We start from the raw sequence: 18,753 nt of genomic DNA on the forward strand, positions 1-18,753 counted from the left end.
TCACAGAAGGTGACCCTCTGTTACACAGGGTGTATGTCTGCGCTTCGTAAAGGTCAGGTGCGGAACCTGGCGCTGGCCACGGCGGCCTTCGCCGTGACGTTCTGGGCCTGGAACCTCATCGGCCCCTTGTCGGGCAGTTACAGCAGGCAGCTGCACCTGTCCGCGACACAGACCTCGCTGCTGGTCGCGATCCCGGTGCTGGTCGGCTCGCTCGGCCGCATCCCGGTGGGCGTGCTGGCCGACCGGCTCGGCGGGCGGCGCATGTTCGCGGTCATCTGCTTCGTGTCGATCGTGCCCGTCCTGTTCGTGGGCTGGTCCGAGTCGTACGGGTGGCTGCTGTTCTGGGGCTTCCTGCTGGGCGTCCCCGGCACGTCGTTCGCCATCGGCATCCCGTTCGTCAACGCCTGGTACGAGCCCGCCCGCAGAGGGTTCGCCACCGGCGTGTTCGGCGCCGGCATGGGCGGGACCGCGCTGTCGGCGTTCTTCACCCCCCGCCTGGTGGAGGAGTTCGGCCGGTTCCCGACCCACCTGCTCATGGCCGCGGTGCTCGCCCTGATGGGCGTGATCATGATCGGCGGCAGCCGCGACTCGCCCGCCTGGTCGCCCGCCACCGCCCCGGCCCTGCCCAGGATGCGCGAGGCCACGAAGCTCAGGGCCACCTGGCAGTGCGCCTTCCTGTACGCCGTCACCTTCGGTGGGTTCGTGGCGTTCTCGACGTACCTGCCGACCCTGCTCCAGAACGTCTACCACTTCGCCCAGACGGGCGCCGGGCTGCGGGCGGCCGGGTTCTCGATCGCCGCCGTCGCCGCCCGGCCGATCGGCGGCACCTTGTCCGACCGGATCGGGCCGGTCAGGGTGCTGCTCGTCTCGCTGGCCGGGACGGTCGTGATGGCGGTCGCGCTGTCGTTCCGGCCGCCCGCCGAGGTGCCCGCTGGGGCCTGCTTCGTGCTCATCGCCTTCTTCCTCGGGCTCGGCACGGGCGGCGTCTTCGCCCTGGTGGCCGAGCTCGTCGAGGCGTCGAAGGTGGGGACGGTGACGGGGCTCGTGGGCGCGGCCGGCGGGCTCGGCGGGTACTTCCCGCCGCTGGTGATGGGGGCCGTCTACGGCGCGTCCGGGTCGTACACCGTGGGCTACCTGCTGCTCGCGCTGACCGCCCTGGTCAGTTTGATCTACACCGTGCGCACGTTCCGGCACGTGCCCGATCGTTAGCCAGGCGAAAAACCGTTTGCCGGGCCGGGCGCCGGCTTGTCAACCTTGTCAGACCATGCGCTCCCTTCCTGAGGCCGATCCCGGCCTGCCCGACATCCGCAGCCCGCTCCGCTACCTGTGGTGGAACGCGCGGCGTCAGGCGCGTGCCCTGCTCGCCGGCATCGGCTTCGCCACTCTGTGGTGGCTGGTGCAGGCGCTCGTGCCCGCGGTGCTCGGCAAGGGCATCGACGCGGTCACCGCCAAGGACACCCGGGCGTTGCTGACCTGGGCGTCGATCCTGCTCGGGCTGGGGCTGCTGCAGGCGTTCACCGGGATCATGCGGCACCGGATGGCGGTGTTCAACTGGTTGTCGGCCGCCTACCGCACCGTCCAGCTGACCGCGCGGCAGGCCGCCAGGCTCGGGGCGACGCTGCCCAAGAAGGTCTCGACCGGCGAGGTCGTCAGCGTCGGCAACTCCGACATCGCCCACATCGGCAGCTCCATGGACATCCTGCTGCGCGGCACCGGGTCCGTCGTGGCCATCGTCGCGGTCACCGTGATCCTGCTGACGACCTCGGTCCCGCTCGGGCTGCTCGTGCTGTTCGGCGTGCCGCTCATGGCGCTCGCCGTCTCGCCGCTGCTCAAGCCGCTGCACCGGCGGCAGAAGCGGCAGCGCGAGCTGACCGGCGACCTGTCCACCAGGGCCGCCGACATCGTGGCCGGCCTGCGGGTGCTCCGCGGCATCGGCGGCGAGCAGGTGTTCGCCGGCCGCTACGGCGAGGAGTCCCAGCGCGTGCGCCACGCCGGGGTGGGCGTGGCCCGGGTCGAGTCGCTGCTCGAAGGCGCCCAGATCCTGCTGCCCGGCCTGCTCATCGCGGTCGTCACCGGCATCGGCGCCACGTTCGCGGTCGGCGGCGAGATCAGCACCGGCGACCTCGTCGCGCTCTACGGCTACGCCGCCTTCCTCATCGGCCCGCTGCGCACCTTGACCGAGGCCGCTGACAAGCTCACCAAGGGTCACGTCGCGGCCCGCCGCGTCATCCGCATCCTGGCCATCGAGCCCGAGGTCGCCGGCGGCACCGAGACCAGCGGCGGCGGCGTGCTGCGCGACTGCTACAGCGGCGTCACCCTCCAGCCCGGCATGCTCACCGCCGTCGCGGCCGACGCGCCCGAGGAGGCCGCCGCCATCGCCGACCGCCTCGGCCGGTACGCGCCCGGCGACGTCACCTTCGGCGCCGTCGAGCTGGCCACGCTGCCCATGGCCGAGATCCGCGCACGCATCCTGGTCGCCGGCAACGACGCCCGCCTGTTCACCGGCAGGCTCAGGAACGAGCTCGACGTCCGCGACGCGGCCACCGACGCAGACGTGCGCGCCGCCCTGCACGCCGCCTGCGCCGAGGACATCGTCGAGGCGCTGCCCGACGGCCTCGACGCCCAGGTGTCCGAGGCCGGGCGCGAGTTCTCCGGCGGCCAGCAGCAGCGGCTGCGCCTGGCGCGGGCCCTGGTCGCCGACCCCGAGGTGCTCATCCTGGTCGAGCCCACCAGCGCCGTCGACGCCCACAGCGAGGCCCGCATCGCCGAGCGGCTGGCCAAGGCGCGCGCGGGCCGCACCACCATGATCTGCACGACCAGCCCGCTGGTGCTCGACCGGGCCGACCACGTGGTCTACGTGGCCGGCGGTCGGGTGCTGGCCGAGGGGACACACCGGCACCTGCTGGACGCGTCCCCCGAGTACGCCGCGACCGTGACCCGAGGGGAGGGCTGACCGTGGCCCGCGAGATCCTGCCGGTCGCCGACCGGAAACAGGTGCGCGCCTACGCGCGCAGGCTGACGCTGAAGTACCCGCGGCAGCTCACCGTCGCCCTGGCCCTGCACGGCCTGGCCGCCGTCGCCGGGCTCGTCGTGCCGTGGCAGCTCGGCAGCCTGGTCCAGACCGTCCAGGACGGCGGCGAGGTCGACGGGCTGCTCGTGGCCGTCGTCATCGGCGCGTTCCTGTTCCTCCAGGGCTTGCTGGTCCGCTTCGCCGTGCTGGCCTCGGCCAGGCTGGGCGAGAAGGTGCTGGCCGAGCTGCGGGAGGAGTTCGTCGACCGGGTGCTCGGCCTGCCGCTGTCCACGGTCGAGCGGGCGGGCGCCGGCGACCTGATCACCCGTACCTCCCGCGACGTCGACTCGTTGTCCAGGACCGTCCGGCACGCCGTGCCCGAGACGCTCATCGCGCTCGTCACCTTCGTGATCACCATGGGCGCGCTGGTGCTGGTCAGCCCGCTGCTCATGCTGCCGATGCTGGTCGCCGGCCCGCTGATCTGGTTCGCCACCCGCTGGTACCTCAAGCGGGCGCGCGACGGCTACCTGCGCGAGAACGCCGCGTACGCCGACATGACCGAGGGCCTGGCCGAGACCGTCGAGGGCGCGCGGGCCGTGGAGGCGCTCGGCCTCCAGGAACGCCGGCGCGAGCGCACCGACGGCGACATCAGCCGCTCCTACGCCGCCGAGCGCTACACCCTGGGCCTGCGGACGCTCTGGTTCCCCGCGGTCGAGCTCGGCTACGTGATCCCGGTGGTCTCCACGCTCCTGGTCGGCGGCCTGTTCTACACCAACGACTGGGTGACGGTCCAGCAGGTCACCGCCGCCCTGGTCTACGCCCAGCAGCTCATCGACCCGCTCGACCGGTTCCTCATGTGGATCGACGAGCTCCAGGTGGGCGGCGCGGCCATGGCCCGGCTGCTCGGCGTGGCCAACGTGCCCGACGACCGCGAGCCCTCCGCGGCCCGCCCGGCCGGCGAGCTGCTGCGGGCCGACGACGTCAGGTACGCCTACCGCGAGGGCCGCGACGTGCTGCACGGCGTGTCGCTGACCGTCGAGCCGGGCGAGCGGCTGGCCATGGTCGGCCCGTCGGGGGCCGGCAAGTCCACGCTCGGGCGGCTGCTGGCCGGCATCCACGGGCCGCGTACCGGCGAGGTGAGCGTGGGCGGCGTGCCGCTGGTCGACCTGCCGCTCGACGACCTGCGCGGGCACGTCGCGCTGGTCACCCAAGAGCACCACGTCTTCAAGGGCACCGTCCGCGACAACCTGCTGATCGCCCGCCCCGGCGCGGACGACGCGGCGGTGCGCGCGGCGCTGGCCGCCGTCGACGCGCTCGACTGGGTGCGGACGCTGCCCGAGGGGCTGGAGACCGAGGTCGGGTCCGGCGGCGCCGCCGTGCCGCCCGCGCAGGCCCAGCAGCTCGCGCTGGCGCGGCTGGTCCTGGCCGACCCGCACACGCTGGTGCTCGACGAGGCCACCTCGCTGATCGACCCGCGGGCCGCGCGTCACCTGGAACGCTCGCTGGCCGCCGTCCTGGAGGGCCGTACGGTGATCGCCATCGCCCACCGGCTCTACACCGCGCACGACGCCGACCGGGTGGCCGTCGTGGAGGACGGCCGGATCACCGAGCTGGGCCCGCACGAGGAGCTGGTCGCCGAGGGCGGCTCGTACGCGGCCCTGTGGGCGAGCTGGCACGGCACCCCCGCCGCCACTCCCTAGGCCACGGGCTCCCAGACCGGTCCTTCGGCCGTGTCCCGTGCGCGGCCGAAGACCACGTCGGCGAAGTGGATGCCGAAGCCGATCGTGTCCGGCCGCAGCAGCTCCTCGACCAGCCGCCGCCGGTGCACGGTCGACTCCACGCGGTCCAGGTCGGAGCCGGCCGGCCACTCGGGACGACGCACCTGCACGGGGGAGTGCAGGGCGTCGCCGAAGGCCAGCAGCCGCTGTCCGCCCGAGGTGATCGTGTAGGCGGTGTGCCCGGCGGTGTGGCCGGGCGCGAACGTGGCCCGCACGCCGGGGAAGATCTCCTCGCCGTCGCCGAACGTCCTGACCCGGGGGGCCATGGTCGTCAGGGCCTCCGCCGGCGTGCCGAAGTCGAGCGTCCGGTGGCGCTCGGTCCATTCGGGCTCGGCGAACAGGTACTCGGCGGCCGGGAACGCGGGCCCGCCGGCGGCCGGATGCCAGGCCCAGCCGATGTGGTCGATGTGCAGGTGGGTGAAGGCCACCGCCTCGACGTCCTCCGGACGGCGGCCCAGCCGGGCGAGGTTGGCCGGCAGGTCGCCGCCGCGCAGCTCGCCGATCAGCGGATCGGCCGGGTCGTCCGGCTGGTGCACCGGGCCCACGCCCGCGTCGATCAGCAGGGCCCGCTCGCCCGCCTCCACCAGCAGGCCGCCGATGCCGGCCACGAGGTTGCCGGTCTCGTCCAGGTGGTCGGCGTTCTCGGCCCAGTCGCGCTCGGTCGTGCCCGGCAGCCAGCCGTACGGCTTGAGCCGCACGCTCCCGTCGGGCACGAACGTGACCTTGAGATCGCCGACCCGCAACGACCGGAGGATGGACGGGCGGCGCAGACGAAGGCTCTCAGAAGTGCTCATGGCGGAAACTTATAGCTAGAACCTTTCAAGTTGCAAACATGCAAGCTTGAGGTAGTTTTGGAGTATGACAACGTCCGAAGCCGAAACGCGGGCCGCGGCCGAGCGGAACCTCTGCGGCCTGGTGGGCGCGCTCGCCAGGCAGATCGAGGGGCATGTCAGGGAACGCGCGGCCGCGCTCGACCTCACCACCGCCCAGGCGGTGGCGCTGCGCGAGCTGACCGGCCCGATGACCATGAGCGACCTGGCGGGGCGCATGGGGTGCGAGCCCTCCAACGCCACGTTCGTCGTCGACCGGCTGGAGCAGCAGGGGGTCGTGGAGCGCCGTCCCCATCCCAGCGACCGCCGGGCCAAGCTGCTGGTGCTCACCCAGGAGGGCGCCGGCCTGCGGGAGCGCCTGCTGGGCCTGCTGACCGAGGGCTCGCCGCTGGCCGCGCTCACGCCCGGCGAGCAGTCCGTGCTCCAGGAGCTGCTGGAGCGGGCGGCGCCGCGGTAGCGCCTGCCGGGGTTGCGATGATCGTCCGGCGCTGTCAGCATCGTCGGAGTGAGCACCTGGCAGCGCGCCTGGGAAGGCGTGCTCGGACTCCTCGCCCTGCTGGGCCTGGCACTCGTCCTGATCACTACGGTGAGTGACCGCCTGCTCGACATCCTCGCCCACGCCGGGCAGCTCGGCCTGATCGTCATGGGGTTCGGCCTGTCGCTGCGCACCGGCACGCCCAATCTCGCCGTGGGCGCGGTGGCCGCCGCCGGCGCCGCCTTCGTGGCGTCCACGGCGGGCGCCGGGGTGCCGCTGCCGCTGGCGATGCTGCTCGCGCTCGTGCTCGCCGGGCTCCTGGGGGCCGCCATGAGCGCGTTCACGATGCTGCTGACGGCCCCGGCCTGGGCCGTCACGCTCGGGGCCGCCGTCGTGTGCGAGGCCGTGGCCGTCGCGCTGCTCGGCGACGGGACGATCCCGCTGGAGACCGCCGCGCTTTATCCAGGCCCGCTCGGGTTCGCCGTGTTCGCGGTCGTCTCGATCGCCGGCGGCCTGCTGTGGAACCGGCAGGAGGTGCGCAAGGAGCTCGGCGCCGGATGGCCCGGCGCGGTGCTCGGCCTGGCCGGGTCGAGCATGCTCGCCGCCGCGGGCGGCATCGCGCTGCTCCTGCGCCTCGGCGCGGCGCCCCCGGGCGACCAGGGGCTCTACAGCACCGTGTTCGCGCTCGCCGCCGTCCTCCTGGGCGGCACCAGCCCGTACGGCGAGCGCGCCGGCGTGGCGGGCACCGTGCTCGGCGTGCTGATCCTGGCCGTGGCGCAGGGCCTGCTCGCCTACCTCGGCGCCCCCCTGTGGGTGTTCCTGCTGGTCATGGGGCTGGTCGTGCTGATCGGCCTGGGGGCGTCGAGGCTGCTCGACGCCCTGCGCACCGCCTAGCCCAGCGCCTTCTTCAGGAAGTCGACCTGGAGCAGGAGCAGGTTCTCGGCCACGACCTCCTGGGGCGTCATATGCGTCACGCCCGACAGCGGCAGCACGCTGTGCTGGCGGCCGGCCGCGAGCAGCGCCGAGGACAGGCGCAGCGTGTGGGCGGCCACCACGTTGTCGTCGGCCAGGCCGTGGACGAGGAGCAGCGGGCGTTCGAGCTTGGGCGCGTCGGCGAACAGCGAGGAGTTGTCGTAGACCTCGGGCTGCTCGTCGGGGTGACCCAGGTAGCGCTCGGTGTAGCAGGTGTCGTACAGCCGCCAGTCGGTCACCGGCGCGCCGGCCACCGCCGCGTGGAAGACGTCGGGACGCCGCAGCACGGCGAGCGCGGCCAGGAAGCCGCCGAACGACCAGCCGCGGATGGCCACCCTCGACAGGTCGAGGTCGTCGGGGTACTGCTCGGCCACGCCCTGCAGGGCGTCGATCTGGTCCTCCAGCGCCGGGGTCGCCAGGTCGCCCAGCACCGCCCGCTCGAACGCCGGACCGCGGCCGGGCGTGCCGCGGCCGTCGGCCACGATCACGGCGAAGCCCTGCTCGGCGAACCACTGGCTCTCCAGGAACGCGCCGCGCCGGTTGAGCACCCGCTGCGCGTGCGGGCCGCCGTACGGGTCCATCAGGACCGGCAGCCGGCCTGAGCCCTGCTCGTACCAGGACGGCAGCACCACGGCCGTGGCCAGCTCCCGGCGGCCCGAACGCCCCAGCGACACCCGCAGGTCGAGCCCCGGACGCTCGGCGTACGACGGGATCGGGACCGCCATGCCGTCGCGCCGCACCACCGTGGTCGAGACGCCCTCGGCGTCGAGACTCTGCTCCGACAACACGCCGACGCCGCCGGACATCCGCCCCGAGAACACCCCGGACCGGGTCGAGACCGGCAGCAGCGAGTGGCCGTCCCAGGTCCACAGGTGGATGTCGGTCGGGTCGCCGCCGCTGGCGCTGAACAACACGCTGTCGTGGTCGACGTCGAGCACCGACCGGACCTGGAGGGTGGGCGGCGTGACCGCGCGGTCGCCGACGAACAGCCGGTGGCCGCCCTCCGACGTGGCCACCCAGACCAGCGAGCCGTCGTCGAGGTGCGCCGGCACACCGGTCACGATGTCCATCCAGGCCGGGTCGGTGTCCTCGCGGACCAGCGTGGACACGCCGGTCGCCGGATCGACGGAGAACAGCCGCAGCGTCTTCTGGTCGCGCGTCATCGTCACGATCGACAGCGCGTGGTCGTCCCAGGCGGCCGTCGTGAGGTACTCCTCCTCGAACGGCACCGCCACCCGCGAGCCGTCGAGCCCGAGCACGAACAGCTCGGTGCGGGCGTTGGGCGTGCCGGCCGCCGGGTAACGCTGGGCGACGGCCGGGCGGGACGGGTTGGCCGGGTCGGCGATGTACCAGGTGTCGACCGGCTCCTCGTCGGCCCGCTCGACCAGCAGCGCGTCGCCCGACGGCGACCACCAGTAGCCGCGCATCCGGTCCATCTCCTCGGCGGCGATGAACTCGGCCAAACCGTAGGTGACGGTCGGCGACTCCGGCGTGGCGAGCACCTCGCCGCGCCCCGAGTCGAGGTCCTGGACGTGCAGGGCGCCGCCGGTGACGTAGGCGACCTGCCGCCCGTCGGGGGACAGCCGGGGGTCGATGACCGCGCCCGGCGTCTCCAGCCTGCGCGTCTCGCCACTCGCCAGCTCGACGACGTAGAGCGCGCCGGACAGGGCGAAGGCCGCCCTGGTCAGCGCGGCGTCGGCGCCGTAGGCCACCACGCCGCCGGCCGCCTCACGGCTGCGCTCGCGCCGCGCGCGCTCCTCCGGCGGCAGGTTCTCGTCGTCGGCGTGGAGGGTGCGGGGATCGACCACCAGGCGTTCGACGTGGGTTTCGGTGTCGAGCTCCCACAGGCAGGTGACCGGGTCGGTGCCGGACCTCGTCCGCAGGAAGACCACTCGTCCGCCGTCGGGGGAGATCGTGAACCCCCTGGGCACTCCCAGGGTGAACCGGCGGGTCCGTGCCGACAGTCGCGGGAAGCTCTCACTCATGGGCTCAATCCTGCCAGTATCCAGCCATTGTTACGCTCATGACTATGACTGATCGCCGCCTCCTGCTCGTGCACGCCCATCCGGACGACGAGTCGATCGGCACCGGCGCGACCATGGCCAAATATGTCGCGGAAGGCGCCCACGTCACGCTGGTGACCTGCACCCTGGGGGAGGAGGGGGAGGTCATCCCCGCCGACCTCGCCCACCTGGCGGCCGACCGCGACGACCTGCTCGGGCCGTACCGGATCGGGGAGCTGGCGGCGGCCTGCCAGGCGCTCGGCGTCGAGGACCACCGCTTCCTCGGCTCACCCGGACGCTGGCGCGACTCCGGCATGATGGGCGTCGCCACCAACGACCGCCCCAACGCCTTCTGGCAGGCCGACCTCGACGAGGCGGCCGGCGAACTGGTCAAGGTCATCCGCGAGGTGCGCCCGCAGGTGCTGGTGACCTACGACGCCAACGGCTTCTACGGCCATCCCGACCACATCCAGGCCCACCGGGTGGCTCGCCGCGCCTTCGAGCTGGCCGCCAAGCCCGACTACGTCCCGGGCGGCCGGCCCGCCCCGCGCCAGGACGAGCCGTGGCAGATCGCGAAGTTCTACCACACGGCCGTGCCCAGGTCCGTCATGCGGCGCACGGCCGAGGCGCTGCCCGGCTCCGGCACCGGCTTCCTCGTCGAGGACGTCGACGACATCCCCTTCGGCAGCCTCGACGAGGACATCACCACCGAGATCGACGCCCGTCCCTGGGTCGGCAACAAGCGGGAGGCCATGCGCGCCCACGCCACCCAGATCACCGTCGACGGCCCCTGGTACGCGCTGTCCAACAACATCGGGCAGGAGGTGCTCGGCGTGGAGCACTTCGTCCTGGCCATCGGCGTGCCCGGCCGGCCGGTGCCCGGGCCGCCGGTCGACGCCGGCGGGCTCGGCGAGCCGCACAACCGCGAGAACGATCTCTTCGCGGGCATCCACTAACCTCGTTCCCCATGGAGCATCGCAGCCAGGCGGAGTCGGCGCTGGGCGGGGCGGCGTACGGCATGCTGTTCGTGCTGGGTGTCGTGCTCGGCGTCGTCGGCGGGTTCACGCACGCGCTCGATCAGCTGGGCGCCGTGCCGTGGGTGGCGATCGGGTGGGTGCTCGCGCTGTTCCTCCTCCCGCTGGGGGCGGCCAGGCTCATGCGGACGAAGCTCGCCGCGTTCGCGGTCGGCCTCGGCTGGCTGCTGGTGACGATGCCGTTCACCCTCGAACTCAGTGCCGGAGATCTGGTGATCTCTCAGGGGGCGGCGGGGTACGTCTACCTGTATGGCGGATTGCTGGCTCTCGTGGTGGCGTTCCTGTGCTCGCCCTCATCCGGTGGGGGTTCGTGGTTGTTGCGGGGATACCCACCTCCAAAGAATCCGACGTAGAGGCATAAAGTAACGTCGTGCATTCCATAGAGCGGCATGTGGACCCGGGAAACTACCGTAAGGTCGTCGGCCGCTTCGCCACGGGAGTCGCGATCGTCACGACCCGGCTCGGCGGCGTGGACCACGCGATGACCGTCAACTCCTTCACGTCGGTGTCGCTCGACCCCCTGCTCGTGCTCTTCTGCGCCGAGAAGGTGGCCCGTTTCCACGACGCCGTGATCGAGGCCGGGGTGTGGGGCGTGTCGGTGCTGCACGCCTCGATGGAGGACGCCTCCCGCTTCTTCGCCCACCGCGGCCGTCCGCTGAGCGGGCAGCTGGCCCGGTGGGAGCACCATCGCGGGGAGTCGGGGGTGGCCCTGTTCACCGGCGCCCTGGCCACGGTCGAGGTCGCCACGACCGCGGTGTACGACGGCGGCGACCACTCGATCGTGCTCGGCCGGGTGACGGCCCTCGGCACCCCCGCGGACGGCTCGCCGCTGCTGTACCACGACGGCCGCTACAAGAACCTCTGACGCCGCGGCTACGCCTGCCCGGTGCGGCGGTCGTGCCGGTCGAGGGCGGCGACCAGGAGCGCCCGCGCCGACGAGCACATGGTCTCGGCCGCCTGCTGCCGGGTGTATCCGGCGATGTCGGTGAGCCACACCAGCGACTCGATGCCGGTCGCGGAGCGGATGGCCACCGCCAGGTGATGGAGGTCCAGGCCGGGGTGGGTGTCGCGGAGCGGGGTGAGGGCGTCCTCGATCCAGCCGATGGCCCGGCCGCCGCGCAGGTGCGGCTGTTCGGCGCCCGGTCGCAGGGACAGGCGCAGCGAGGTGCGCAGCTGTGGTTCCCAGTCGAGGGTGAGCCGGGTGAAGGCGGTCATCACCAGGTCCAGACGCGCCACGGGGTCGGCGGGCGGGTCCGGGGGGAGCAGGGAGGCCTGTTCGATCTGCGGGTGCGCGGCGGTCAGCAGGGCGTTCTGGTTGGGGAAGTAGCGGTAGGCGGTGGTGCGGGAGATGCCGGCCGCGGCGGCGGCGTCCTCGACCGTGGGGTCCGTGCCGTCGGCCAGCAGGCGGCGGGCGGCCTCGACCAGGGCGGCGCGGGTGCGGGCCTTCTGCCGGTGACGGCCGGTCTGCTCATATGGTACCGACATGTCCATCATGGTACCGTCGTCCCATGTAGCTGACTCGCCTTGTGAGGTGGTCCATGAGCGCCGATCCGGTGGTCACGAACCCCGGTCTGTACACGGTGATCTTCGAGAACGAACGGGTCAGGGTGTTGCGCTACCGCGACCGGCCCGGCGACTCGACCAGCCCGCATGGCCATCCCGACAGCGTGATGGTCACGCTGTCGTCCTTCAGCCGCCGTCTCACCTCGGGCGCGCGAGAGGTCGAGCTGGACCTGGAGGCAGGGCAGGCGCGGTGGGTCGGCGCGCAGGAGCACGCGGGGCGGAACATCGGCGACACCGAGTCGCACGCGATCTTCGTCGAGCTCAAGGAAGGGCCGGGCGGCGTCCCGTCCGGAGCGCCGCTCGGTCCCGCTCTGTGAGGTGACCGGCCGGGTTCAGAACTCGCGGAAGCCCGGGCCCGGGGCGCGTACCGACCAGCCTTCGAGGCTCTGCCACTTGGCCCGGTCGCCGTCGGGCTCGTGCTGCCAGGAGTGCACGGGGCTGACCTCCAGCCGGCCGTCGGCGTTGCGGGCCACGGTCATGGCGCGCTCCTCAGGAGGTCTCGGCCGGACGGGTGCCGCTGCTGCGACGCTCCTCGTCCGCGTCGGACGCGGTGGGGGCGGGCCGCTCGCGCGGGGGCAGCGACTGCGTGGTGTAGAAGCGGATCTCGTGGCCGTCCGGGTCGTGCAGGCCGGGCAGGATCCAGCCGATGGTCGCCTCGTGCACGCCGGCGTGGCTGTCGCCCAGCGTGGTCAGGTGGGCGGCCAGCTCCTCGATGGCCTGCTTGTCCGGGACGCCGATGGCGAAGTAGTCGAAGCCCGCGGCGGCCCTGGCCCGCCCCGGGTCCAGCCGCAGCGCCAGCACGGGGCCGCCGGCCGGATGGGCGAGCGCGTAACCCATCGGCACGCCCTGCTCGACGAACTCGATGTCGATCTCGTACCCGAACCGGGAGCGGTACCAGGTCAGGGAACGGTCCAGGTCGGTGACCGGGAGCTTGAGGTGGTGCACGCCGTCCAGGCGCGGGAGGTGCGACACGGCAATCCCCTTCTTGCAGTTGCACTGCATCAATGCAGTTATACTGCATTTTATGTCGGAGCCCGTCAAGCGTGATCTGCGTGCCGCCCGCATCGCCGCCACCGAGGAGAAGATCCTGACGGCCGCCACCGAGCTGTTCCTCCGCAACGGCTACGCGGCCACCACCCTGACCGCCGTCGCACAGTCCGCCCAGGTCGGCGACCGTACCGTCTACCTGCGCTTCGGCACCAAGGCCGCGCTGCTCAAACGCTGCGTCGACGTCGCCTTCGCCGGTGACGGCGCCGCCGTGGACCTCACCGGCCGCGACTGGTACGTCCGCGCCGGCACCGCCCCCACCGCCGAGGAGCGCATCGCCGCCCTGGCCGGGGGCAGCCGCCAGATGGCCGAACGCGCCGGCGACCTGCTGGCCGTCGCCCTGCAGGCCGCTCCCACCGAGCCGGACCTGGCCGCCGCCACCCGGGCCGGGCGCGAGGCCACCCGCGCGAACATGCGCGCCTTCTGGAACAAGATGGCCGCCGACGGGCTTCTGGCGGGCGGGCACGATCTCGACTGGCTGACCGACACCACCGCCGTCCTGGTGCACACGGAGACGTACCTGCTGGGGCGGGAGATGCTGAGCTGGGACGCCGACGCCTACGAACGCTGGCTCACCGACACCCTCACCCGCCTGCTGACCCCCACCCCACCACCCCGCCCCACGAACGCCCCACACTGACTTACCCGGGGCGTACCCGGTCACGAGCCGGAGGGATGGGAGCGGTGGTGCGGCGTCCCTACGGGGTTGGCGGCCTGGTTCAGCGGTGGTGCGGCGTCCCGGAGGTGAGAGGGCGGTCGCGGTGGGTTGCGGGGCGGCGGGACATGATTCAGGCCAGGCGCTGGGGCCTGGCCTGAATCATGCGTTGTGTCAGTCGGGGTCACTGGGTGGGGGGCTCCGGCGGGGTGGGGGTGTCGGTGGGGGTGCCGGTGTCCGTGGAGGTCGGGGTCACGGTCGGAGTCGGAGTCTCGGAGGGGAGATCCGTGGGCGGCGCGCACGTCGGGATGTCCGTCGGGACGTCCGTTGGGACGTCGGTCGGGGCGCCGGTGGGATCGTCGGTCGGGACGTCCGTCGCGGTCGGTGTCGGTGTCGGCGTCGGCGTCGGGGTGGGGGTCGGGGTGTCGCTCGCCGGTGGGGCGGGGGCCTGGGCCGGGGCGTCCGGGACGTCCGGGGATTCCGAGACCGAGGTCGACGGCGTGGCGGTCGGCGGTTCGGACGGCGGCAGCGGGGTCGTCGGCGGGGCAGGCTGACAGGTGTACGTCACCGTCTCCGTCGGCCCCGGCACGGTCACCGTCGGGCCGGGCACGGTCACGGTCGGACCGGGCTGGGTCACCGTGGCGGTCACCGTGGCCTGCTCGGTCACCGTGGACGTCACGGTCGCCGTCGCGCTCGGCGCGGCCGTGGCGGTCGGCGAGACCGTCACGGTGCGGGTCGGCCAGGGGAGCGGCTTGACCTTGACGGCCGGCTTGCCCCTCGCCTTGTACGTGCCCTTGCCCAGCTTCTTCGTGGTCTGCCCGGCCCCGGTGGTGACGGGGAACTGGGCGGTGGCGCTCCTGCAGGACTTGCTCCTGCACACCTTCTGCTTCACGGTGAAGCGGGCCGCTCCGTCGTACTTGACGGACACATTCAAGTACGAGACGCCCTTCTTCTTGACCACCTTCGTCGTGGCGGTGTAATCCCCGACCGTGGGCGTCGCCGTGGGCGTCGCCGTGGGCGTCGCCGTCGGGGTCGCGGCGACGGGTAACGCCACCTGCGCGCCGGAAGGAGAATCGGTGGAACGTAGGGGATCGGTGGCTGATGTCTGGGTGATCGCGACTCCGCCGGCTCCGGCCAGTGCAACAGCGCCGAGCAGCGCGCCCAGGATGGAGAATCTCATAATCCTGCTCTTGTGGGAGATTTCAGGACGCAGATCATTATTCCGACTTGTCAAGATTGGTCAAGACTGAGACGCATGAACAGGCGCTATCGGTTCCGGCGGGCGGTGAACTATGTGAACCTCGCCACCCCGCTCGGCCTCCTCATCTCGATCGTCGGCGGCGCGGCCCGCCGGCCCGGCCCCGACGGGCTCATCCTCGCCTTCGGCTACCGCTACCGCTTTCCCATCGCGGGCGCGTTCACGGTGGGGAACGTCGTCCTGACCAGGCAGGACGAGCTCGACGACCGGCTCATCCGGCACGAAGCACGGCACGCCACCCAGTGGGCCTGCTGCGCCGGACTGCCGATGCTCCCGCTCTACCTGCTGGCCATGCTCGTGTCGGTGGTCGTGTGCGGGCATCAGGCGTCGTACAACGTGTTCGAGCGGCTGGCCGACCTGGACGACGGTGGTTATCCGCGCGCGCCCGTGTGGTGGCGGCGGCGACGGCATAACGGCTGACCCATTACCCCGGCCTCAATGTTTCGCCCGGCCGAGGCGGGGGCTGAACCGGCCCAGCGCGACCGCCGCGATGGCCAGGGCCGAGATCGCCCCGGCCGACAACACCGACGCCGTGGACGGCCCCACGACCGCAACCCCGGCCACGGCCAGGCCGGAGACCAGCGCGGCCACCGCGACGTACGCCCAGGTGGCCAGGCGTACGGCTCGCAGCCGCGCGCCCTCGGACGGGAGCGTGCGGGACAGCAGCCAGGACAGGGCAGGCAGGAGGAGCACCCCGTGCATGAGCACGGCGTGGGCCGGTTTGAGCGCGGTGGCCACCGTGTAGGCGAGCTGCTGGTTGCCCGTCATCACCGCCACGACACCACGGGCGATCATCACGCCGCCGAAGACCATGGACGCCAGCAGCGTGGCGAAGCCCGCCCGTACGGCCAGACGGGTGCTCGGGGCGACCTCCGGCGCCGGGCGGAAGGCGGCGATCGTCATGGTGATCGCGAGGACGATGAGCGTGATGCCGAACGCGGCCAGCGTGCGGGCGATGGCCGTGTCGAGAGGGGTCTCCATGTTGAAGTGGGACGGCACCCCGCGCCACGCCTGAAGGGTGATCAGCGCCACCTCGACCGTGGAGGCCACCGCGAACGCCCCGAGGACGAACGTGCGGGCACGTAGCCGTACCCACTGGGACACCCAGGTCAGGGTCAGCACGCTCAACCCGAACGACACCCCGAACGTGAACGGCTTGCGCCACGACACGGCCCCCTCCCACGGGCCGCCGGCCACGATGAGCACGCCCAGGTGCGCCAGGCCCACGAGCAGGAGGAAGATCCCGACGGAGTACCAGAGGCGATCGGAGTACCGGAGGCGAGTCATGCGGCCATGCTGACAGCGGCCGGGGGCCCGGCGCGTCGGACCACGGTCTGGCCTTCGACTACAACCACGGTCGTACGCCGGGCGGTCCGCCCTACCCTCGACCAGGCCGCCCTCCAGGGAGGACGCGCCCTCAGAGAGGAAACATGCATCCTCAGAGCGGCCCAGGGGGCAGGGGTGACGGGTCAGGAATGAGAGGGGAGGGGTGACGGGGCAGGGATGAGGGGTCAGCGGTCGGCGGGCGGCGGGGAAGGTCAGGGCGTCAGGGTGAGGGTGTGGATGGCGGCGTTCTTCACCGACTCGGGCTTGGAGTACATCGGGAGCAGATCGCCCCGCGCCCACGCCTCGGCCTGGTCCCAGTAGTTGTCGTGGAAGGCGTGCCCCGAGGCGCCCGTCAGGTTGATCCAGCGGGACTTGTCCAGGTCCGCCAGGTCGACGACCATGCGCATCGACGGCACCGCCGTGACCCCGTACCCCTTCTGCACGTTCCACCCGGTCGCGTTCACCGCGTCCTTGTTCCCGGGCACGGCGAACGGGCCGCGGTTGAACAGCGCCTCCACGGGCGCGAGGCCCGAGGTGCCGAGCGTGCCGTTGACCAGTTCGAGCTGGTGCAGGTCGCCCCACTTCCAGGACTTGACGTCGGCGCCGAACAGCTCCGACAGCTCGTGGTAGGCCGAGGCCATCGCCTGCCGCAGCATGTCGTCGCGGGTCTCGGTGAGGTTCTTGGTGGTCACGTCGTCCCAGAAGGGGTCGTCGGGGGCGGTGAGCAGGTTGGCGACCACGTCGTACCAGCGGTCGCCGCCGCCGGGCCACACCTGCTCGGGCAGGTCGTCGTCGAACGTGAGCATGAGCAGGTGCCGCCACACCGCGTTGTAGTAGGCGGCGGGGGCGGAGTCGAGCCCCTGGGAGTGGTCCCACGTGCGCAGCAGCTCGCGGGCCTGGCGGGCGGGCCCGGCCAGGTCCACCCGCAGCAGCGCGGGCACCAGCGTCTCGGCGAACTCGTTGGAGGTGTCCTGCTGGATGTCCGACATCGTCCCGGCGTCGATCTTGCCCTTGGCGATCGCGGACTCGATGAGCTCGCGGATGCGCTGGGAGCGGTAGCCGTAGGACCAGTCCTTGGTCAGCAGCGGCTGGTAGCGGCGGGGGTCGATGACGGCGTTGTTGGCCGTGACGACGAACGCCTCGGCCGGGTCCTCCACCGTGGGCAGCTGGTCGTAGGGGATGGGCGCGGCCTTCCAGTCGTACTCGCCGGTCCAGCCGGGCACCGGCCAGGCGCCGTCGCCCTTCTCCCGTACGGGGATGCGCCCGGGCGCCTGGTAGCCGATCTTGCCGCTGGTGTCGGCGTAGATCAGGTTCTGGGACGGCACCTCGAACAGCGCCGCCGCCGAGCGGAACTCGGGCCAGTCGCCCGCCTTGTTGAGCGCGAAGATCGCGTCCACGGTCCTGCCGGGGGTGAGGGCGGTCCATTGCAGGGCCACGGCGTTCGCCTCGCCGCTCGGCCGGGCGTCCGCCATCACCTCGTTGATCAGCGGGCCGTGCCGGGTGCTCTTCACGGTGATCGTGACGGGGTCGCCGCCGGCCACCTTGATCTGCTCCTGCCGCGTCTCCAGCTTGACCTGCTCGCCCTTGTACAGGTACGTGTCGCCGTCCACCTTCTCCAGGAAGAGGTCGGCCACGTCCGGCCCGAGGTTCGTGAACCCCCACGCGATCTTGTCGTTGTGCCCGATGATCACGCCGGGCACGCCGGAGAAGGTGAACCCGGTGACGTCGTACGGGCACTGCTCGGACAGCTTCCTGCAGTGCAGCCCGGCCTGGTACCAGACGGACGGCATCTGCGGGGACAGGTGCGGGTCGTTGGCCAGCAGCGGCTTGCCGCTGGTGGTGTGCGCGCCGGAGACCACCCACGAGTTGGAGCCGATGCCCTCGCGCTCCTCGCTGCTCATCGTGCTCGGCACGGCGTCGAGCGTCGCGGCGGCCTGGGAGAGCGCCCGCACGCCGCCGGTCCGCGGCTCGGCCTGCTGGTCGTAGCGGCCCTGGGCGAGCGCGCCCTCGCCGACGATCGGGGAGTGGCGGTCGTACGGGTAGCCGGGGTAGAGCTGCTCGACGCGCTCCTTGGGCAGCTTGGTCAGCGCCAGGGCGCGGTCGATCTCGTCCTCCATGTTGGAGCGCAGGTCCCACGCCATGGCCTTCAGCCAGGCGACGGAGTCGACCGCGGTCCACCGCTCCGGCTGGTACTCGCCGTTCTGCAGCTTGAGCACCGAGTATTCGAGGCTGCGGTCGGAGGCGTTGGGGTTGGCGTCCAGCCAGGCGTTCACGCCCTTGGCGTACGCGGCCAGGAAGTCCTGGGTCTGCCGGTCGAGGGCGGGCAGCTCCTGCTCGGCCACCCGGCGCCAGCCCATGGTCCGCAGCGCCTTGTCGTTGCCGAGCGTGGCCTTGCCGAACAGCTCGGAGAGCCGTCCGGCGGTGGTGTGGCGGCGGAAGTCCATCTCGAAGAACCGGTCCTGGGCGTGGACGAAGCCCTGCGCCATGAACAGGTCGGCCGCAGTGTCGGCATAGATATGTGGAATCCCCGATTTATCGCGATAAATCTCGACCTTCCCGGCTAGGCCGGGCAGTCGCAGCGTCCCGTCCACCTGCGGGAACGACTTCCGTACCGTGTACACCAGGACCCCGGCCAGCACGAGCGCCAGCGCGAGAAGCACGGTCAACACCCGGGCGAACCACCGCAAAGGCCACGGCATCCACGCAAAGGGTTTCACCGATACCTCCATCTTGCCGAACTGGAACAAGTCTGGCAGTACCGGCTCACTGCTCCGGCCGTTTCAGATGGCCGGAGCGGCCTCG

Annotated in this window: 19 protein-coding genes; 11 read left to right on the forward strand and 8 right to left on the reverse strand. The window is 72.2% G+C overall.

Annotated elements, in window-relative coordinates; translation table 11 throughout:
• The first annotated feature begins 33 nt into the window (after nucleotides 1–33).
• Genes AB0J46_RS31320 through AB0J46_RS31330 form a run of 3 tightly spaced genes read left to right on the forward strand, consistent with a single transcriptional unit; the run spans nucleotide 34 to nucleotide 4,710 of the window.
• The gene (locus AB0J46_RS31320; RefSeq protein ID WP_364337806.1) at nucleotides 34–1,209 is read left to right on the forward strand and encodes an MFS transporter; all 1,176 of its coding nucleotides are present in this window, start codon (nucleotides 34–36) and stop codon (nucleotides 1,207–1,209) included.
• A 55-nt stretch (nucleotides 1,210–1,264) separates the two neighbouring features.
• Nucleotides 1,265–2,953, forward strand: coding sequence for an ABC transporter ATP-binding protein (locus AB0J46_RS31325; protein ID WP_364337807.1), 1,689 nt, complete (start codon nucleotides 1,265–1,267; stop codon nucleotides 2,951–2,953).
• A gap of 2 nt (nucleotides 2,954–2,955) precedes the next feature.
• Nucleotides 2,956–4,710, forward strand: a complete 1,755-nt coding sequence (locus tag AB0J46_RS31330) for an ABC transporter ATP-binding protein (RefSeq protein ID WP_364337808.1) — start codon at nucleotides 2,956–2,958, stop codon at nucleotides 4,708–4,710.
• Here the strand turns inward: AB0J46_RS31330 and AB0J46_RS31335 are convergent.
• Nucleotides 4,707–5,582, reverse strand: coding sequence for an MBL fold metallo-hydrolase (locus tag AB0J46_RS31335; protein ID WP_364337809.1), 876 nt, complete (start codon nucleotides 5,580–5,582; stop codon nucleotides 4,707–4,709). The genes AB0J46_RS31330 and AB0J46_RS31335 overlap by 4 nt on opposite strands.
• A 64-nt stretch (nucleotides 5,583–5,646) precedes the next feature.
• On the opposite strand from AB0J46_RS31335, the gene AB0J46_RS31340 reads away from it, so the two are divergent.
• The gene (locus AB0J46_RS31340) at nucleotides 5,647–6,075 is read left to right on the forward strand and encodes a MarR family transcriptional regulator (RefSeq protein WP_364337810.1); all 429 of its coding nucleotides are present in this window, start codon (nucleotides 5,647–5,649) and stop codon (nucleotides 6,073–6,075) included.
• A 48-nt stretch (nucleotides 6,076–6,123) separates the two neighbouring features.
• Nucleotides 6,124–6,987: a hypothetical protein gene (locus AB0J46_RS31345; RefSeq protein WP_364337811.1), complete on the forward strand. Its 864-nt coding sequence runs from the start codon at nucleotides 6,124–6,126 to the stop codon at nucleotides 6,985–6,987.
• Here AB0J46_RS31345 and AB0J46_RS31350 read toward each other — a convergent pair.
• Nucleotides 6,984–9,050 carry a prolyl oligopeptidase family serine peptidase gene (locus AB0J46_RS31350; protein WP_364337813.1) on the reverse strand — a complete coding sequence of 689 codons (2,067 nt, stop codon included), beginning with the start codon at nucleotides 9,048–9,050 and terminating at the stop codon, nucleotides 6,984–6,986. The two genes, AB0J46_RS31345 and AB0J46_RS31350, sit on opposite strands and share 4 nt — an antisense overlap.
• A gap of 44 nt (nucleotides 9,051–9,094) precedes the next feature.
• Here AB0J46_RS31350 and mshB point away from each other — a divergent pair, with 44 nt between their 5' ends.
• From mshB to AB0J46_RS31365, 3 genes are read left to right on the forward strand one after another with little or no spacing between them, the layout of a single operon-like run.
• On the forward strand, nucleotides 9,095–10,024 hold the full coding sequence (gene mshB / locus AB0J46_RS31355; RefSeq protein WP_364337815.1) for an N-acetyl-1-D-myo-inositol-2-amino-2-deoxy-alpha-D-glucopyranoside deacetylase: 930 nt from the start codon (nucleotides 9,095–9,097) through the stop codon (nucleotides 10,022–10,024).
• Between the two features lie 11 nt (nucleotides 10,025–10,035).
• Nucleotides 10,036–10,455: a DUF6113 family protein gene (locus tag AB0J46_RS31360; protein ID WP_358294410.1), complete on the forward strand. Its 420-nt coding sequence runs from the start codon at nucleotides 10,036–10,038 to the stop codon at nucleotides 10,453–10,455.
• A gap of 17 nt (nucleotides 10,456–10,472) precedes the next feature.
• Nucleotides 10,473–10,967: a flavin reductase family protein gene (locus AB0J46_RS31365; protein ID WP_364337816.1), complete on the forward strand. Its 495-nt coding sequence runs from the start codon at nucleotides 10,473–10,475 to the stop codon at nucleotides 10,965–10,967.
• Nucleotides 10,968–10,975: 8 nt separating this feature from the next.
• Here the strand turns inward: AB0J46_RS31365 and AB0J46_RS31370 are convergent, their stop codons facing one another.
• On the reverse strand, nucleotides 10,976–11,587 hold the full coding sequence (locus tag AB0J46_RS31370) for a helix-turn-helix domain-containing protein (RefSeq protein WP_364337817.1): 612 nt from the start codon (nucleotides 11,585–11,587) through the stop codon (nucleotides 10,976–10,978).
• A 53-nt stretch (nucleotides 11,588–11,640) separates the two neighbouring features.
• On the opposite strand from AB0J46_RS31370, the gene AB0J46_RS31375 reads away from it, so the two are divergent.
• Nucleotides 11,641–11,982 (forward strand): hypothetical protein, encoded by a 342-nt coding sequence (locus tag AB0J46_RS31375; RefSeq protein WP_364337818.1) that lies wholly within the window; start codon nucleotides 11,641–11,643, stop codon nucleotides 11,980–11,982.
• A gap of 15 nt (nucleotides 11,983–11,997) precedes the next feature.
• Here the strand turns inward: AB0J46_RS31375 and AB0J46_RS31380 are convergent, their stop codons facing one another.
• Together AB0J46_RS31380 and AB0J46_RS31385 are read right to left on the reverse strand one after the other, a co-directional pair.
• Nucleotides 11,998–12,144 carry a hypothetical protein gene (locus tag AB0J46_RS31380; RefSeq protein ID WP_364337819.1) on the reverse strand — a complete coding sequence of 49 codons (147 nt, stop codon included), beginning with the start codon at nucleotides 12,142–12,144 and terminating at the stop codon, nucleotides 11,998–12,000.
• A 10-nt stretch (nucleotides 12,145–12,154) separates the two neighbouring features.
• Nucleotides 12,155–12,637, reverse strand: coding sequence for a VOC family protein (locus AB0J46_RS31385; RefSeq protein WP_364337820.1), 483 nt, complete (start codon nucleotides 12,635–12,637; stop codon nucleotides 12,155–12,157).
• Nucleotides 12,638–12,689: 52 nt separating this feature from the next.
• Between AB0J46_RS31385 and AB0J46_RS31390 the strand changes: the two genes are divergently transcribed.
• Nucleotides 12,690–13,352 carry a helix-turn-helix domain-containing protein gene (locus AB0J46_RS31390; RefSeq protein WP_364337821.1) on the forward strand — a complete coding sequence of 221 codons (663 nt, stop codon included), beginning with the start codon at nucleotides 12,690–12,692 and terminating at the stop codon, nucleotides 13,350–13,352.
• Nucleotides 13,353–13,551: 199 nt separating this feature from the next.
• Here the strand turns inward: AB0J46_RS31390 and AB0J46_RS31395 are convergent, their stop codons facing one another.
• Entirely contained in the window at nucleotides 13,552–14,547 is a 996-nt protein-coding gene (locus AB0J46_RS31395; protein WP_364337822.1) for a hypothetical protein, read from the reverse strand.
• Between the two features lie 75 nt (nucleotides 14,548–14,622).
• On the opposite strand from AB0J46_RS31395, the gene AB0J46_RS31400 reads away from it, so the two are divergent.
• On the forward strand, nucleotides 14,623–15,045 hold the full coding sequence (locus AB0J46_RS31400) for a hypothetical protein (RefSeq protein WP_364337823.1): 423 nt from the start codon (nucleotides 14,623–14,625) through the stop codon (nucleotides 15,043–15,045).
• A gap of 15 nt (nucleotides 15,046–15,060) precedes the next feature.
• Here the strand turns inward: AB0J46_RS31400 and AB0J46_RS31405 are convergent, their stop codons facing one another.
• Nucleotides 15,061–15,912 carry a hypothetical protein gene (locus tag AB0J46_RS31405; protein ID WP_364337824.1) on the reverse strand — a complete coding sequence of 284 codons (852 nt, stop codon included), beginning with the start codon at nucleotides 15,910–15,912 and terminating at the stop codon, nucleotides 15,061–15,063.
• A 251-nt stretch (nucleotides 15,913–16,163) separates the two neighbouring features.
• Nucleotides 16,164–18,650 (reverse strand): penicillin acylase family protein, encoded by a 2,487-nt coding sequence (locus AB0J46_RS31410; protein ID WP_364337902.1) that lies wholly within the window; start codon nucleotides 18,648–18,650, stop codon nucleotides 16,164–16,166.
• Nucleotides 18,651–18,753: the final 103 nt, after the last annotated feature.

Origin of the sequence: Nonomuraea sp. NPDC049758 (assembly GCF_040674635.1) — a bacterium.
Taxonomy (GTDB): domain Bacteria; phylum Actinomycetota; class Actinomycetes; order Streptosporangiales; family Streptosporangiaceae; genus Nonomuraea.

What these genes read in the sequence shown, in the direction of transcription:
- AB0J46_RS31350 (WP_364337813.1), bottom strand. Translation starts at nt 9,050, where the DNA reads ATGAGTGAGAGCTTCCCGCGACTGTCGGCACGGACCCGCCGGTTCACC.
- AB0J46_RS31390 (WP_364337821.1), top strand. Translation starts at nt 12,690, where the DNA reads ATGTCGGAGCCCGTCAAGCGTGATCTGCGTGCCGCCCGCATCGCCGCC.
- AB0J46_RS31395 (WP_364337822.1), bottom strand. Translation starts at nt 14,547, where the DNA reads ATGAGATTCTCCATCCTGGGCGCGCTGCTCGGCGCTGTTGCACTGGCC.
- AB0J46_RS31370 (WP_364337817.1), bottom strand. Translation starts at nt 11,587, where the DNA reads ATGTCGGTACCATATGAGCAGACCGGCCGTCACCGGCAGAAGGCCCGC.
- mshB (WP_364337815.1), top strand. Translation starts at nt 9,095, where the DNA reads ATGACTGATCGCCGCCTCCTGCTCGTGCACGCCCATCCGGACGACGAG.
- AB0J46_RS31325 (WP_364337807.1), top strand. Translation starts at nt 1,265, where the DNA reads ATGCGCTCCCTTCCTGAGGCCGATCCCGGCCTGCCCGACATCCGCAGC.
- AB0J46_RS31340 (WP_364337810.1), top strand. Translation starts at nt 5,647, where the DNA reads ATGACAACGTCCGAAGCCGAAACGCGGGCCGCGGCCGAGCGGAACCTC.
- AB0J46_RS31405 (WP_364337824.1), bottom strand. Translation starts at nt 15,912, where the DNA reads ATGACTCGCCTCCGGTACTCCGATCGCCTCTGGTACTCCGTCGGGATC.
- AB0J46_RS31335 (WP_364337809.1), bottom strand. Translation starts at nt 5,582, where the DNA reads ATGAGCACTTCTGAGAGCCTTCGTCTGCGCCGCCCGTCCATCCTCCGG.
- AB0J46_RS31320 (WP_364337806.1), top strand. Translation starts at nt 34, where the DNA reads ATGTCTGCGCTTCGTAAAGGTCAGGTGCGGAACCTGGCGCTGGCCACG.
- AB0J46_RS31400 (WP_364337823.1), top strand. Translation starts at nt 14,623, where the DNA reads ATGAACAGGCGCTATCGGTTCCGGCGGGCGGTGAACTATGTGAACCTC.
- AB0J46_RS31380 (WP_364337819.1), bottom strand. Translation starts at nt 12,144, where the DNA reads ATGACCGTGGCCCGCAACGCCGACGGCCGGCTGGAGGTCAGCCCCGTG.
- AB0J46_RS31360 (WP_358294410.1), top strand. Translation starts at nt 10,036, where the DNA reads ATGGAGCATCGCAGCCAGGCGGAGTCGGCGCTGGGCGGGGCGGCGTAC.
- AB0J46_RS31375 (WP_364337818.1), top strand. Translation starts at nt 11,641, where the DNA reads ATGAGCGCCGATCCGGTGGTCACGAACCCCGGTCTGTACACGGTGATC.
- AB0J46_RS31410 (WP_364337902.1), bottom strand. Translation starts at nt 18,650, where the DNA reads ATGCCGTGGCCTTTGCGGTGGTTCGCCCGGGTGTTGACCGTGCTTCTC.